At 74.1% G+C, this 15,176-nt stretch carries 9 protein-coding genes; 7 read left to right on the plus strand and 2 right to left on the minus strand.

Annotation, left to right across the window (positions count from 1 at the left end; all coding sequences use genetic code 11):
- Positions 1-146: 146 nt before the first annotated feature.
- The 7 genes from ACQP2H_RS25910 to ACQP2H_RS25940 all read left to right on the plus strand — a co-directional run bounded on the left by ACQP2H_RS25910 (position 147) and on the right by ACQP2H_RS25940 (position 9,871).
- Positions 147-821, plus strand: a complete 675-nt coding sequence (locus ACQP2H_RS25910; RefSeq protein WP_219464547.1) for a hypothetical protein — start codon at positions 147-149, stop codon at positions 819-821.
- A gap of 90 nt (positions 822-911) precedes the next feature.
- Complete coding sequence (locus ACQP2H_RS25915; protein ID WP_357535099.1) at positions 912-2,588, plus strand: right-handed parallel beta-helix repeat-containing protein; 1,677 nt, start codon at positions 912-914, stop codon at positions 2,586-2,588.
- A 5-nt stretch (positions 2,589-2,593) separates the two neighbouring features.
- Positions 2,594-4,159 (plus strand): glycosyltransferase family 39 protein, encoded by a 1,566-nt coding sequence (locus ACQP2H_RS25920; RefSeq protein ID WP_433229211.1) that lies wholly within the window; start codon positions 2,594-2,596, stop codon positions 4,157-4,159.
- A 322-nt stretch (positions 4,160-4,481) separates the two neighbouring features.
- Complete coding sequence (locus ACQP2H_RS25925) at positions 4,482-6,140, plus strand: glycosyltransferase family 2 protein (RefSeq protein ID WP_433229213.1); 1,659 nt, start codon at positions 4,482-4,484, stop codon at positions 6,138-6,140.
- Positions 6,137-7,135, plus strand: a complete 999-nt coding sequence (locus ACQP2H_RS25930) for a glycoside hydrolase family 26 protein (protein WP_357535103.1) — start codon at positions 6,137-6,139, stop codon at positions 7,133-7,135. Before ACQP2H_RS25925 ends, ACQP2H_RS25930 begins: the two co-directional genes overlap by 4 nt.
- A 256-nt stretch (positions 7,136-7,391) precedes the next feature.
- Complete coding sequence (locus ACQP2H_RS25935) at positions 7,392-8,627, plus strand: type VII secretion protein EccE (RefSeq protein WP_357535105.1); 1,236 nt, start codon at positions 7,392-7,394, stop codon at positions 8,625-8,627.
- The gene (locus ACQP2H_RS25940) at positions 8,624-9,871 is read left to right on the plus strand and encodes a hypothetical protein (protein ID WP_433229216.1); all 1,248 of its coding nucleotides are present in this window, start codon (positions 8,624-8,626) and stop codon (positions 9,869-9,871) included. Before ACQP2H_RS25935 ends, ACQP2H_RS25940 begins: the two co-directional genes overlap by 4 nt.
- On the opposite strand, the gene ACQP2H_RS25945 is transcribed toward ACQP2H_RS25940, so the two are convergent.
- Together ACQP2H_RS25945 and eccCa are read right to left on the minus strand one after the other, a co-directional pair.
- On the minus strand, positions 9,822-10,574 hold the full coding sequence (locus ACQP2H_RS25945; protein ID WP_433229218.1) for a HEAT repeat domain-containing protein: 753 nt from the start codon (positions 10,572-10,574) through the stop codon (positions 9,822-9,824). The genes ACQP2H_RS25940 and ACQP2H_RS25945 overlap by 50 nt on opposite strands.
- A 501-nt stretch (positions 10,575-11,075) precedes the next feature.
- Complete coding sequence (gene eccCa / locus ACQP2H_RS25950) at positions 11,076-15,023, minus strand: type VII secretion protein EccCa (RefSeq protein ID WP_433233678.1); 3,948 nt, start codon at positions 15,021-15,023, stop codon at positions 11,076-11,078.
- Positions 15,024-15,176: the final 153 nt, after the last annotated feature.

Consider the following 15,176-nt stretch of genomic DNA (forward strand, 5'->3'; position numbering starts at 1 on the left):
GACGCCGCAGCAGGGGTGCCGGCCGGGCAGCGGGCAGCCCCGGTGCCCTACCCGCAGCCACCGGTCGCGCCCCGACCCGCGCCGGCCGGGTACCCGGGGCCTACCCGTCGGGCGCGGCCCGTGGCCGGGGGCGTACCGGCTGGTGGTTGGCGCTGGTGGCGCTGGTCGCGGTGGGCGCGACGGCGATCGGCGCGGCCGGCGGGTTCGGCGTCGCGAGGTGGTCCGCCGACGACCCGACGACCGTCGCCGCCACGGCGGCACCGACCCCGAGCGTCGACCTGGGGCTACCGGGCACACCGCCGCGTCAGCCGGGCGTGGAACCCCCGGTCGGCGGCGGTTGGCCGACCGGGGCGCCGACCTTCGCCGCCACCGACCCGACCCGGGAGATCACCGGCCTGGCCGGGGTCGACTTCAGCTTCCGGGTGCCCACCGGGTGGAGCTGCACCGAGGCCGGCCGCACCAGCGGTTCGGCGCACTACCGGTGCGGCGTCCCGGCCGCCGACGGGTCGATCATCGGTGGCGACCTGGTCGTCCGGCAGTGCCCCCGGCTCTGCACCGACGAGCGCCGCACCGCGCTGCGCCGGCAGGAGGAGGCATGGGGGTTGCAGTGGGTACGCAGTGGCGAGTTCACCACCTGGGCCGAGACCGCCCGGGTGGACGGCGCGTCCCGCTACGGCCTGGTCTACCTCTCCTACTGGCGCAGCGTGCCGGAGGACGCGATCGACAGGCAGCTGGTGCTGCGGATGACCGCCCCCCTGGACCGTGCGGACGAGGTACGCAAGGTGGCCGCCTCGGTGCGCGAGGCCACCTTCACCATCTGACGCGGGGGCGAGACCACCCCCACTCGACCGGTACCCTTCGACCGGACGTCGACGACGAACCGGTCCGTCCTTCCACGACCGAGCGGGACCATGGTGCGCATGCTGACTGTCTCCCCTGACCGACCCGGTGCCTGTCCGACCATCACGGACGCGCTGGAGATCGCGCCGGACGACGCGGTCGTCTCGATCGAGCCCGGCGTCTACCCCGAGGCGCTCCGGTTGACCGGCCGACGGGTCCGCCTGGTGGCCGCTGGTGAGGCCGGTTCGGTCACCGTGGACGGTCGGGCCACCGGTCGACCGACGGTGGCCTGCGACGGTGGTGAGGTGCTGTTGCAGGGGCTGATCATCCAGGCCGCCGACCACCCGGCCGTGGACGCCGTCGGCGGTCGGCTCCGGATGGAGAAGTGCCAGGCCAGCGCGGGCTACGCCGCAGCCGTGTCGGTCCGCGACGGGGCCCGGATCGAGGCCGTGGAGGTGACCGTCACCGGTGGACAGCACGGGCTGGTCGTCTCCGACGCGGGCGGCACGGTCGAGCAGTGCGAGATCCGGGACGTCACCGACGACGGGATCATCGTGCGGCTCGGTGCCGACCCGACCATCCGCAACTGCACCGTCGGCAACGCCGGCTTCCGGGGTGTGTACGTCTACCAGGCGGCCCGACCCACCATCGAGCGTTGTGACGTCTCCGGCACCGGCGACGCCGGGATCGTGGTGGCGTTGCAGAGCAGCCCCACCATCGTGGACTGCTGGGTGCACGACACCCGGGGTGTCGGCATCGACGTCGGCCGGGGCTGCGGTGGGACGATCGAGGGCAGCCACACCGAGCGGACCGCCGCTCCGGGCGTCCGGCTCGCCGAGGGGTCGACCACCGTGTTCCGGGCGGCCGAGGCGGGCGGGCGACCGTTGGCCGGGGTGAGCGCGGGCGGCGGCCCGGTCGGGCAGGACGAGCACAAGGTCGAGGAGCTGCTCGCCGAGCTGGACTCGATGATCGGCCTGGCCGGGGTGAAGGCCGAGGTGCGCTCGCTGATCGACGAGATCCAGGTCAACGAGTGGCGGCGCAACGCCGGCCTGCCGGTGGGCGCGGTGAGCCACCACCTGATCTTCACGGGCGCCCCGGGCACCGGCAAGACGACAGTGGCCCGGGTCTACGGGCGGCTGCTCAAGGCGCTCGGGGTGCTGCCCAACGGCCAGTTCCGCGAGGTGTCCCGGCGGGACCTGGTCGGCCAGTACATCGGGCACACCGCCGAGAAGACCTCGTCGGTGTTCACCGAGGCGCTGGGCGGGGTGTTGTTCATCGACGAGGCGTACACCCTGTCCCGGGCCGGTGGTGCCGGCGGCGACTTCGGCCAGGAGGCCATCGACACCCTGGTCAAGCTGATGGAGGACCACCGCGAGCAGGTGGCGGTGATCGTCGCCGGTTACACCACCGAGATGGCCGCCTTCCTGGACGCCAACTCCGGGCTGGCCTCCCGGTTCGCCAAGACGTTGGAGTTCGAGAACTACAGCCCGGTCCAGTTGGTCGACATCGTCGGGCGGATCGCCCGCAACGACGAGTACCTGCTCGCCGACGGGCTGGCCGACGGCCTGCTGGAGTGGTTCGGCCAGATCGAACGGGACCAGAACTTCGGCAACGCCCGGGAGGCCCGCAAGCTGCTGGAGGGGATGCGCAAGGCGCAGTCCGGGCGGCTGCGTGCGCTGGGCCGGATGCCGAGCCGGGACGACCTGCGCACCCTCGTCCTGGACGACCTGCTCGCCGCCACCCGGTGACCGGGATGTCGCCCACCGGGGGCACCGGTGCCCGCAGCGACGCGCCGACCGCCCTGATCGTCCGGGTCCGCGACGCGCCACCCGAGCCGGCCGCCCCGTGGCGGCCCACCGAGGCCGACCAGCCGGCCCCGCCGGAGCCGCTGGACGCGCCCTGGCTGCGTCACCTGGCCCGGCTGTTGCCGATGGCCGTCGTCGCCGTCCTCGGCGGGATCGGGTTGAACCGGCCCGGCCTGTGGGAGGACGAGCTGGCCACCTGGGGCATGGTGACCGTCGGGTTCGACGACTTCGTCGCGGTGCTGCGTAACGTCGACGCCTCCATCGGCCCGTACTACCTGCTGCTGCGCGGGTGGGTGGCGCTGGCCGGCAGCTCCGACGTCGCGCTGCGGGTGCCGTCGCTGCTGGCCATGACGGCGGCGGCCGGCCTGGTCGCCGCGATCGGCCTGCGGATCGGCGGGCTACGGGTCGGGCTGGTCGCCGGCCTGCTGTTCGCGGTGCTGCCGACCACCTCCCGGTACGCCCAGGAGGCCCGACCGTACGCGTTCGCGGTGTGCGCCGCCGCGCTGGCCACCCTGCTGCTGATCCGGCTGCTGGAACGCCCCCGGTTCCTGCGCTACCTGGGCTACGCCACCGTGGTGGCGTTGCTCGGGCTGATGCACCTGGTCGGGTTGCTGCTGCTCGCCGCGCACGCGGTGGTGGCCTGGCGGGGCGCGCAGCGGCGGCGTTCCCTCGTCGGCTGGCTCGGCGCGGCGGTGGCCGGCGTGCTGCCGGTCCTGCCGGTGCTCTGGTTCGGCCGCCTACAGACCGGTACGCAGATCAACTGGATTCCGCCGGTCACCCTGGACCGCCTGGTCGACACCCCGGAGGCGCTGTTCGGCGGGCCGCTGCTCGCCGGTGCGGTGCTCGCCCTGGCCTTCCTCGGCATGTCGATGCGGGAGCGGGCGGCGGTGGCCACCACCTGGCTGGTGCTGCCCGCCCTGGGCCTGCTGGTCGCCGCCCAGCTCACCCCGCTCTGGCTGCCCCGCTACCTGCTGTTCACGGTGCCGGCCTGGGCGCTGGTCGCTTCGTTGGCCCTGCGCCGCAGCTCGCTGCTGCGCGGCACGGCCGCGATGCTGGCGGTCGGGTTACTCGGCATCCCGGCGCAGGTGGAGATCCGTGGGGTCACCGGCCACAGCCAGGGCACCAAGGAGATCGCCGCGGTGCTGCGGGCGCACGCACGCCCCGGCGACATCCTGGTGTACGGCCCGTTCGACGCCGGTGACCAGCGCACCAGCCGGGACGCGGTGAACCGGTACGTCGACGAGAGCTGGCGACCCCGGGACGTGCTGATGACCGTTCCGGCCCGCCGGCAGGGCACGCTGGGCGCGCGGGAGTGCGCCGACCGGGACGTCCCGGTGTGCCTGGGTCGCCCGGAGCGGGTGTGGATCGTGCGTAAGGGGGCGTTCGACAACCCGGTGCAGCGGATCGGGGCGGCGAAGGAGGCCGTGCTCAAGCCGTACGCCGTCGAGCGCACCTGGCGGGTCCGGGGCTTCAGCATCGGGCTGCTGGTGCGCAAGCCCGAGGTGACGAAGTGAGCACCCGGGCCGGCGGGGGCCGCACCGACGAGACGACGGAGTTCCACCGCCCGGTGCCACCGCCCCGCCCCGGCCCGCCGGCACCGCAGCACGGCCCGGCACCGCAGCGCCGCCCCACGACCCGGCGCGGCCCGGCAGTGCAGCCCGACGCCACACCGGTCGGCCCGACAGCCGCCCGACAGGGGTCGGCGGTGCCCCCGCAGCGGCCGGCGGTTCCGCAGCGGGGCCGGTGCCCCCGGCGTGGCCGGGACGGGCGGGCGAGCCGGGTCGGCCGGCGGCGGTGCCGACGCCCCGCGAACCGACGGCGGTGCCGGGTGGCCGGATGCCGGCGGCCCGGACACCGGCGGTGGTGCCGGCCGGCCGCGAACCGGCGGCGGTGCCGACGCCACGGGCGCCGACGGCGCGGCAGGTGGTGGCACCGGCGGCGCTGGGCCGCCCGACGACCGTCGACCCGGCGTTGCCGTTGCCGCCGGACGACGACGAGAAGGCCGCCTACCGGCACCGCCGGCTACCGGTGCTGATGATCGCCTCGTTCGTCAGCTTCACCGGGCTGCTCACCAGCCAGTTGCTCTTCGTCCGGATGGCACCCTGGCTGCTGCCGCTGCTGCCGCTGTTCGGCTTCACCGTCCTCTACTACCTGATCTCGGCGACGGTGAACATCGGCACGCCCGGGTTCGACCTGGACCGGCACCGGCGGCTGGTCCGCGACTTCCGGCCGGCCGTCCACCCGTCGGTCGACGTGTTCCTGCCGGTGTGCGGCGAGGCGACCGAGGTGCTGCGCAACACCTGGGAGCACGTCAGCCGGATGGTCGACCACTACCCGGGCCGGGTGCACGTCTACGTGCTCGACGACTCGGCCACCGACGAGCGGGAGGCGATGGCGCTCGCCTTCGGCTTCGTCTACCAGCGCCGCCCCAACCGGGGCTGGTACAAGAAGGCCGGCAACATGCGGTACGCGTACCAGCGCACGCTGGGCGAGCACATCCTGGTGCTCGACGCCGACTTCACCCCCCGACACGACATGCTCGACGAGATGGTGCCCTACCTGGCCGCCGAGCCGGATCTCGGGATCGTGCAGTCGCCGCAGTACTTCCGGGTGCACGCCGGGCAGGGCTGGTTGGAACGCGGGGCCGGGGCGGTGCAGGAGCTGTTCTACCGGATGGTGCAGGTGTCCCGGCAGCACCACGAGGCGGCGATCTGCGTCGGCAGCTGCGCGCTCTACCGTCGGGAGGCGCTCGACGCGATCGGCGGTTCCACGCTGATCGAGCACTCCGAGGACGTCCACACCGGGTTCGACATGCGGCGGCGCGGCTGGCGGCTGCGCTACCTCCCGGTGCCGCTGGCCACCGGCCTGTGCCCGGCCGACGTCAGCTCGTTCTTCACCCAGCAGTACCGCTGGTGCGCCGGCTCGATGAGCCTGCTCGGGTCGACGAAGTTCTGGAACACCCGGATGCGGCTGCGCACCCGGCTGTCGTACCTCTCCGGGTTCTGCTACTACCTGCACACGGCGCTGTTCACCTTCGTCGGGCCGCTGGTGCCGATCGTGCTGCTGGCCTGGTTCCCGCAGTCGGTGGCCCCGGCCAACTACCTGTGGATCGTGCCCAGCCTGATCTACAACCTGGTGGTGTTCCCGCTCTGGCACCGGTGCGCCTACCGGGTGGAGGCGTGGACCGTCAAGATGGTCTACGGCTGGTCGCACGCCTTCGCGATCTGGGACCTGCTGCGCGGGCAGAGCATGGGCTGGCAGCCCACCGGCGGCACGGGACGGAAGAACAGGACGGGTCGACTGTGGTGGGGAATGGCCGTCTGCACGGCGGGCAGTGGCGCACTGTGGACCGGCCTGGCAGCCCATCGGATGATCACCGACCAGCTGTGGACCTTCGCGCCGGCCTTCCTCGGGGGAGCGTTCTATCTGGCCGTCGCGTTGCAGGCGCTGCTGGTGAAGCCGGCGCGGGACATCCGGCCGGGGCGTTCCCGGTGACCTCCCGCCAACTGTTCACCATCGTGACGATGTTCGTGATCGGGGTCTTCGGCTACGCCGCGCTCGCGCCCGCCCCGGCCAGCCGCCCGGCCCGGTTCGCCACCGGACCCAGCGCGTCGCCCTCCCCCACCGGCCCGCCCCCGGCGTACGACGTCCGCCCGCTGGTGCAACCGCAGGGCCGCTACCTGGGGGTGGCGCTGAGCGGGGCGCCGCAGGACATGAGCCGGGTCGACCGGTTCGCCGACCTGGTCGGCAGCAAGCCCAACATCATCACCATCTACGAGAGCTTCGACGACGAGTTCGCCGCCGCCGAGGTCCGCCGCGTCCACCAGTACGGCGCACTACCGATCGTCCGCTGGGAACCGTTCAAGGCGAAACTCAAGGACATCGCCGCCGGGCGGCACGACCCGTACCTGGTGGAGTTCGCCGTCGCGGTACGCCGGCTCAACCTGCCGGTGGCGCTCACCATCGCACACGAGATGAACGGCCACTGGTACTCCTGGGGCGCGCACGACAACACGGCCAAGGACTTCGTCGCCGCCTGGCGGCACATCCACGCCGTCTTCGCCCGCGCCGACGCCACGAACGTCATCTGGACCTGGACCCCGAACGTGATCAACCCGGTCCCCTCGGTGAAACTCGCCCCGCTCTACCCCGGCGACGCGTACGTGGACTGGGTCGGCATCGACGGCTACTTCACCCGACGCGGCGAGCAGACCTTCGACGACCTCTTCGCACCCACCATCAGGCAGGTCCGCAAGTTCACCGCCCGACCACTGCTGATCGTGGAGACCGGGGCCGAACCGGGCACGATGCGCCGCCGCGCGGTCGACGAACTCTTCACCGCGATGCGGAAACGACCCGACCTGCTCGGGTTCGTCTACTTCAACCAGAAGGGCTCCGGCGACTGGGTCATCGACTCGGACCGACCGGCGGTGGCCGCGTACCGGGCCGGGGTGGCCGCCGACCCCCGGATCGGTTTCCGGGTGAACTGACAGGCCGCCCAGTTCCCGGCCCTGGAAGACTTCGCCCTCGACCCCGCAGTCGACTGTGGACCGGCCCGACCCGGGCCCGCCACGAGCCGGCCTGCGGACGATTCGACCTGCAACGGACCGGCCGCCTCGGCAGCCCGGCGGCGGGTGCCCGGCCGCCGACCCCACGGGCCCCGGGTGGCGGCGGCGGGTTCCTATGATGAGGGCGACCCACCGTGGGTGGGTCACACGGGTCGAGGCGTCTGGGGGGCAGCCGGAGATGACCGGAGCACCACGACCGGGACACACCACCCTCCGGCCGGAACACTCCGACGCCCGCCTGCACCTGGCCCCCCGTCGCCGTCCCGGCCGGATCGGTGAGCTGCACGTCCTGCAACTGCTCCTGGTGGAGGCGGTGCTGATCGGCGTCCTCGCCAGTGGACTGTTCGGCATGCCGGTGCTGGTCGTCGCCGCGCTCTGCGGCGTACTCCTGCTGACCGTGGTGTTCCTGCGCTCGCGGGGCCGCTGGTGGCTGGAGAAGCGGTCGCTGGCCCGGCAGCACCGGCGGCGGGCCGCCGCAGCGGTGCCGGTGGCCGCCGACGCGGGGTTGGACGCCCTGCAACGACTCGCCCCCGGCCTGTCGGTGGGCACCGTGGCGCTGACCGACGGGACCCGGATCGGGGTGGCCCGCGACGACGCCGGCTGGTTCGCGGTGGCCGCCGTCGGCGGGTCCGGGCCGACCGGTGACGCGCCGGGCGGCCTGCCGCTGGACGTGCTGGCCACCGCACTGGCGGAATCCGGGCAGCCGGGCGCCGTGCTCCAGGTGGTGACCAGCACCGTCCCGGCCGGCGGGCCGGGTGACGACCCGACCGCCCCGGCCCGGGAGTCCTACCGGCAGTTGCTGGCCGGCCTCGACGGCGGTCCGGTCCCGAGGGCGCGGGCGACCTGGGTGGCGGTCCGGCTGGACGCCCGCGCGCTGGCCGAGGCGATCGGTGACTACGCGGTCGACCTGGGGATCGCCCCGTCGGTGGTGGCCGCGCTGGCCCGCCAGGTCGGCAGGTCACTGCGCCGGTGCGGGGTCGAGCACCGCTTGCTGGACGCCCACGGCCTGCTCGCCGCCGTCGGCCGGTCCTGTGGGTTCACCCCGGGCGTCCCGCTCGGCGCGACCCCGGTCCGCGAGGAGTGGTCGGCGTGGCACTGCGGCCCGCTCGCGCACCGCTCGTTCTGGATCCGCCGCTGGCCCCCCGTCGACCGGGCGGCGGCCATGCTCGGCTGGCTGGAGACCCTGCCCGCCTCGCTGGTGACGGTGTCGTTGACGGCCGCCTCCAACGGGCCGGGGGAGGATCTCGACCTGCGGGGGCTGGTCCGCGTCACCGGGCCGACGGAGCTGCTGCCGCAGCTGTGCGGGCCGGCCGTCGACGGGGTACGGCAAGCGGGCGGGGAACTCTTTCCCCTCGACGGCGAACACGGCCCGGCGGTGTACGCGTCGGCACCGACGGGGGGTGGCGCGGGATGACCGGACCGGATGACGAACGACGCACGACGGTGCCGGCCACCTTCGGCGCGTCCCCGGCCCGGCCGGCCGGGCCGTACCGGGAGCCGGCCGGTGAGCCGTACCCGGCGGAGCCGGCCGGTGAGCCGTACCCGCAGGGCCCGACCGAGGGGTCGTATCCGCGGGATTCGACCGGTGGACCTCGCTCCCCGGGTCAGGCCGGTGGGGCGTATCGCCCGGGGCCGGCGGCTGCCGGGGCGTACCCGGGCGGACCGGTCGCCGCTGCCGCCGCACCAACGCCGGTCACCGCACCGCCGGTCGCTGCGGACGCACCGGTGCTGGGTGCCTCAGGCGCCCGGAGCGGTGGCGACGCCGACGCGGCCGGCACCGCCACCGCCACCGCGCTGGCCACCGCCGACCCGCTGACCCGGGCCCTCGCCAGTCCGCTGGCCGCCCCGGAAAGCCATCCACCCGCTCCACCGGGGCCACCGCCGGCCCGCGGCCTCGGGGCCGAGGACGTCCCCGGCCGTGGTGGGCCGTCCGGGCGGCTGCCCCGGCTGCGGATCGGCACCCACGCGGTCTCCCCGGCGGCCCTCGCCCGGCTCAGCCCCACCCCGCTGCCGGCCGGTCTGGTGCTCGGGGCGGACCGCCGCCGGGCAGCGGTCACGATCCGGCTGTTCCGCCCGGAACCGACCCGGGTGACCCTGGTCGGCGGGGTGTGGGCGGGGCAGCTCGTCGCCTTCCGGGCGCTGGCCCTGGGGGCCCGGGTCGTCGTGCTCACCGCCGACCCGGCCGGCTGGGCCGGATTCGGCACGGCGGCGCTCGGCCGGGCCGCCGACCGGGTCGAGATACACGCCGACGGCCGCCCGCTGCCCACCGCCGGCACCGCCCAGCAGCCCGTCCTGATCGTCCGCGACCTACCGCCCGGCGCGACCGCCCCGACCACACCCGGGTCGACGTCCCCCGACCCGACCGCGTCCGGGACGGCGTCCCCCGGGGTGTGGCAGGCCGAGCTGACCGTGTTGCGGCGGCTCGATGCCGGCACCGCGCCCGCCCTGCACGACAGCGATCTCTGCGTGCTGCAACGGCTCTCCGCCGACGAGTCGGCGACGGCGCAGCAGGCGCTGCGGCTGCCCCCGGACGGCGGCCGGTTCCTCCAGGTGATGGCCGACGACATGCTCACCCTGGTCGGTGGCGGCACGGACCGGCACCTGTGGATCAGCCAGACGTCGGTCGAGCAGCACCTGCTGGGCGCACCCCGCCGCTGACGAGCAGCCCGGCCAGGCGCTTCTTCCGGCTGTTCTCCCGGACGATCCAGGCCACGTCGCCGTCGTCGACGCCGGCCAGCGCCCGGAACAGCGGCAGGCCGGCAACCGGATCGGCAGCCACCGCGACACTCCAGCAGTAGCCCAACGCCTGACGCAGGGCCCGGACGTCGTCGTCGCGGCGACGGCCGGACGGCAGCGCGGCCAGCCCCGCCGTCGCCCGGTCGCACAGGACGACGGCGCGGGCGGCGGCCTCCGGGTGGGTCAGCAGTCGCGGTTCGCAGACGGCCGCGACGGCCGCCCGCCGGACCAGCGGGTGCGGGTCCCCGGCCCACGCCGTGCCGAGGTCGAGCAGGCTCGGCAGGTCGGCGTCGCCGAGCCGCTGCAACGCCAGGGCCACCGCCTCGCGTACCCGCCAGCGGGGGTCGGTGGCGTGGTCGTGCAGGCGTGCCTCGATGCGTCTGGGGGCCCGCCCGCCGGCCGCCAGCAGACGACCCAGACCGAGCACCCCGCAGAACACCAGATACTCGTCGTCGGTGCCGATCAGATGGTCGAACGAGGCGGGCCCGCCCTCGTCGGCGACGGCCTGGGCGAGCTCAAGGTTGGCCCGTGGCCCGGGCAGCCCCGAATGCTCCCGCAGGAACGCCGGCCACCGCGCGGGACCCCGCTCCCGCAGCTCGGTCCGGTACTGGTCACGCCGGCTCACCAGCGCAGCGTAACCCGCCCGATCCCCATGCAGAGTCGGCCCGACACGCGCACCCTCGGATGGGTAACTCCCGGCCGTCACCCAAACGGGTCGTACTCTCACGTTGTGCTGCTCTGCTACGTCGACGAGTCGTGCACCGCCCGGGGTCTACCGGGTCGGAGCGTTGCTGGTGCCCGACACCGTGGCGATCCCGCTCAGCGAGGCTCTCGACCGCGTCATGGTCGACGCCGCGAAGACGTACGGGGTTCCCGCCGACGCGGAGCTGCACGGCTACGAGATCTTCCACTCAACGAGCAACTCTGGTCGCTCGTCGAGCCACGCCGCCACCACTCGTGGTGCTGGGATCCGCTGCGAAGGCAAACCCGAGACGGATGCACGAGAGGCCCGCATCAGCGGGCCTCAAGGCGGGCGCGGGAGCCCGGCGGGCGTCCTGCATCATCCAGGCTAGCAGGCAGTTCTGCTCTTCGGGAGCAGAACCGACCGTCGGACCGACGGCCCCGCTCACGCCGGGGGCACCAGGGGGAGTTGGACGAGTTGGGCGCCGTGGCGCCGGGTGAACAGCCAACCCCGGCCGGCGGGCAGCCGCTGCGGCCTGACGGTGCCGAACAGCGCGCCCTCCTCCCGCGGCCCGGACATCATGATGCCCGGGGAGGCCAGTTCCCTGATCCGCCCGATCATCGGGTCGAACATGGCCCGTCCGGCACCGCCGATCCGTCGGGTCAGCACCAGGTGCAGGCCGATGTCGCGGGCCTGCGGCAGGTACTCCAGCAGCGGCGCGAGCGGGTTGACCGCCGCCCCGGCCACCAGGTCGTAGTCGTCGACCAGCAGGTAGAGCTCCGGCCCCTTCCACCAGCTGCGGTCGCGCAGTTGCTCGGCGGTGACGTCCCGCCCCGGCAACCGCTCCCCCATCACCGTGGACACCTGCTTGACCAGGTCGGCGGTGACCTGCGGGGAGGTGCCGTAACCGATCAGGTGCTCGGAGTCCACCGCGCCGAGCAGGCTACGCCGGAAGTCGACCAGGATGATCCGGGCCTGCGCCGGGTCGTTGCCCTCGACGATGCTGCGGGCCAGCCCACGCAGGAAGGTGCTCTTGCCGCACTCGACGTCCCCGAAGAGCAGCAGGTGCGGCTCGGCGGTGAAGTCGAGGCGTACCGGCTGGAGGTCGGTCTCGGCGATGCCGATCGGGATCAGGCCGCCCTGCGCGGCGGGCAGCGCCTCGAAGGGCAGCTCGGCGGGGAGCAGCCGCACCGCCGGGGCACCTGCCGACGTCCAGTGCTGCTGCACCTGCCTGACCAGGTCGGCCAGCGCGTCCGGCAGGTCGTCGACCACGGGCCGGCCGTCGAGGCGGGGCAGGCCGGCGAGGAAGTGCAGGCCGTCGGGGGTGAGCCCGTGGCCGTGCTGCTCCGGCACGTTCACCGCGGCCCGCCGGTTGATCACCGAGTCGGCCGGCTCGCCGAGGCGCAGCTCCACCTTCGCACCGAACATGTCCCGCACCGCGGGCCGGACGTCCATCCACCTGTTGGTCGCGGCCAGGATGTGGATGCCGTAGCCGAGCCCCCGATTCGCCAGCTCGGTGACCAGGGGTTCCAGGTCCTCGAACTCGGCCCGCAGCGCCGCCCAGCCGTCCACCACCAGGAACACGTCACCGAACGGGTCCTCCTGGAAACGGCCCTCCCGGCGGGCCCGCCGGTAGGCCGCCGCGCCCTCCACCGCGTGCGTGGTGAACAACGCGTCCCGGGCCTGCATCAACCCGTGCAGCTCGGCGATGGTCCGCCGGACCTTGTCCACCTCACGCCGGCTGGCCACCCCGCCGACGTGCGGCAGGCCGGCCAGCGCGGCCAGGGTGCCGCCACCGAAGTCGAGGCAGTAGAACTGCGCCTCGCGCGGGGTGTTGCCCAGGGCCAGGCTGGTGATCAGGGTACGCAGCAGGTTGCTCTTGCCGGTCTGCGGTGCGCCCACCACCATCACGTTGCCGGCCGCCCCGGCCAGGTCCAACCAGAGCGGGTCGCGGCGCTGCTCCAGCGGTTTGTCGACGATGCCGGCGACACCGTGCAGTGCGCCGTGCCGGTCCTCGGCGGCGATCGTCAGGCCCCGCACCGGGGACACCTGCACCGGTGGCAGCAGCGCGTCGAGGGTGGGCGGCTCCTCCAGCGGCGGCAACCAGACCTGGTGGGCGGCCGGCCCGTGCCCCTGCATCCGCGCCACCAGCACGTCGAGCAGGCTCTCCCCGACATGCTCGTCGACCGGGGCCCGGGTGGGCTCGTCCGGCTCGTCGTCGGTGGCGAGCGGGACGTAGTCGGTGGTGTAGTCGCGTACCGGGTCGATCAGCCGGCCACCGACGGTGGGCACCCCGCCGTGCTGCCGGACCGCCCCCGAGACGTACGCGGCCTTGAACCGGATCAGCCCCTCGGTGCCGGCCTTGAGGTAGCCGTGCCCCGGCGAGCGGGGCAGCTCGTACGCGTCGGCCACCCCGAGCACCGCGCGGGACTCCATCGAGGAGAACGTCCGCAACCCCAGCCGGTACGACAGGTGCGTCTCCAGGCCCCGCAGCCGCCCCTCCTCCAGCCGCTGCGAGGCCAGCAGCAGGTGCATGCCCAGCGACCGGCCCACCCGGCCGATCTGCACGAACATGTCGATGAAGTCCGGTCGGGCGCTGAGCAGCTCGCTGAACTCGTCCACCACGATCAGCAGGCTGGGCAGCGGGGCGAGCGGCACCCCGGCCGCGCGGGCCCGCTCGTAGTCGCGCTGCGAGGCGTAGTTGCCGGCCCGGCGCAGCAGCTCCTGCCGGCGGGTGATCTCGCCCTGGATCGCCCCGAGCATCCGGTCGACCAGGAACAACTCGTCGGCCAGGTTGGTGATCACGGCACTGGTGTGCGGCAGCCGGTCCAGCGCGGCGAAGGTGGCACCGCCCTTGAAGTCGACAAGCACCAGGTTGAGGATCTCCGGGCTGTGCGTGACGGTCAGCGCCAGCACCAGCGTCCGCAGCAGCTCGCTCTTGCCGGAGCCGGTCGCGCCGACCAGCAGCCCGTGCGGGCCCATCCCCTCCTGGGCGGACTCCTTGAGGTCCAGCTCGACCGGCCGGCCGTTCTCGTTGACCCCGATCGGCACCCGCAACCGACTGCGGTTGGGCCGGCTGCCCCAGGCGGTGGCCAGGTCCAGCTCGTAGGGGTCACCGAGGCCGAGCAGGTCGGCCAACCCCAGGTCGGCGGCCACGGTCGGCTGGTCGACGTACGACGCGGCGGACAGCCGCAGCGGGGACAACTCCCGGGCCAGCACCTCGGCCCGGGCCGGATCGAGGGTGTCGGCCCGGCCGACCCGGGTGCTGCCGTCCATCGTGGTGCCCGAGATGGTGCCGTCCTCGGCGACGTCGAGCACCACGGAGGTCTCGTCGAGCAGGCGCGGGGGGTGACCGGTGAGGTCCAGCAGGGTCACCCCGGCGACCCCGCCCTCGGTCATCAGGTGGTCGGAGCCGGCGACCTGCCCGCCGTCGATCACCACCAGCACGTACGGCGCGACGGTCGCCGTCGCCGACGGGTCGAAGCGCGGCCGGTTGGCGAGCACGTCGACGAGCATCGCCTCCAGCGCCACCACGGTCGGGGCGAAGAGCCGGATCGGCCCGACCGCGTCGAGTTTCGTCGGGTGCTGGGCGTGCGGCAGCCACTTCGCCCACTCCCACCCGGCCCGGCGGTCGGGGTCGACGCAGAGCGCGACCAGCAGGTCGTCGGGGGCGTGGAAGGTGGTCAACTGGGCCACCACCGCGCGCACCAACCCGCGTACGGCGTCGTCGGCCCCGCGCAGGTGGACGTGGGAGAAGTCGCGCAGGGCGATCGCCACCGGCAGGTCGGGCACCACCGAGTAGGTGGCGACGAACCGGCGCAGCGCCACCGCGCACAGCGGCTCCAACTCGTCCACCGGGCGGGTCTGCGGCGGGATCAGCGGGGTGGCGACCTCCTGCGGGCCGAGCCCGATGCGGACCACGCTGAAGTCGGCGTCACCCCGCCGACGCTCCCACAGCCGGCCACTGGTCACCGTGGACCAGAGCGAGTCCGGGTCGGGGTGCCGGTAGTGGATGGCCTCCCGCTGCTGGCGGACCGTGTTGCGGACCTGGGCCCGCAGCTGGGTGAGGCGGCGCAGGTACTGCCGGCGTGCCTCGATCATCTCGCGTTTGCCCGGCCCGGACTGGTTGACCACCATCACCGCGATCATGCCGAGGATGGAGACCCCGTACATGCCACCGACCACATAGGTCATCACTCCACCGCGCTGCATGCCCATCATCAGGCCCATCGCCGCGGCACCGGCCGCCATCGGCAGGATCATCAGCATCCGGGTCCAGCCCCGGCCGCCGGCCGCCGGCACCTCCGGCGGCGGGTCGAGCAGCACCTCCCCGGTCGGCAGCGGGGGTGCCGGCCGGCGGGGTGGACGCTTGACGACCACCAACGACGACATCTCCCCCGTACCTCCCACCACATAGGTCACCGGCGGCCCACTCTATCGACCGGTCGCCCCTGGCAGGGACCGCCGTCCGCCCGTCGGCCGGACCCCCCGACGGGCGGCCCCGCCGTGCTACCTTGACCGCCGCGGAGGGCCCAGGAGGCGACC

The organism is Micromonospora sp. CA-248260 (assembly GCF_050942205.1).
GTDB lineage: Bacteria > Actinomycetota > Actinomycetes > Mycobacteriales > Micromonosporaceae > Micromonospora > Micromonospora antibiotica.

Coding starts and splice junctions, on each gene's coding strand:
- eccCa (WP_433233678.1), bottom strand. CDS start 15,023: ATGTCGTCGTTGGTGGTCGTCAAGCGTCCACCCCGCCGGCCGGCACCC.
- ACQP2H_RS25920 (WP_433229211.1), top strand. CDS start 2,594: ATGTCGCCCACCGGGGGCACCGGTGCCCGCAGCGACGCGCCGACCGCC.
- ACQP2H_RS25925 (WP_433229213.1), top strand. CDS start 4,482: ATGCCGGCGGCCCGGACACCGGCGGTGGTGCCGGCCGGCCGCGAACCG.
- ACQP2H_RS25940 (WP_433229216.1), top strand. CDS start 8,624: ATGACCGGACCGGATGACGAACGACGCACGACGGTGCCGGCCACCTTC.
- ACQP2H_RS25915 (WP_357535099.1), top strand. CDS start 912: ATGGTGCGCATGCTGACTGTCTCCCCTGACCGACCCGGTGCCTGTCCG.
- ACQP2H_RS25935 (WP_357535105.1), top strand. CDS start 7,392: ATGACCGGAGCACCACGACCGGGACACACCACCCTCCGGCCGGAACAC.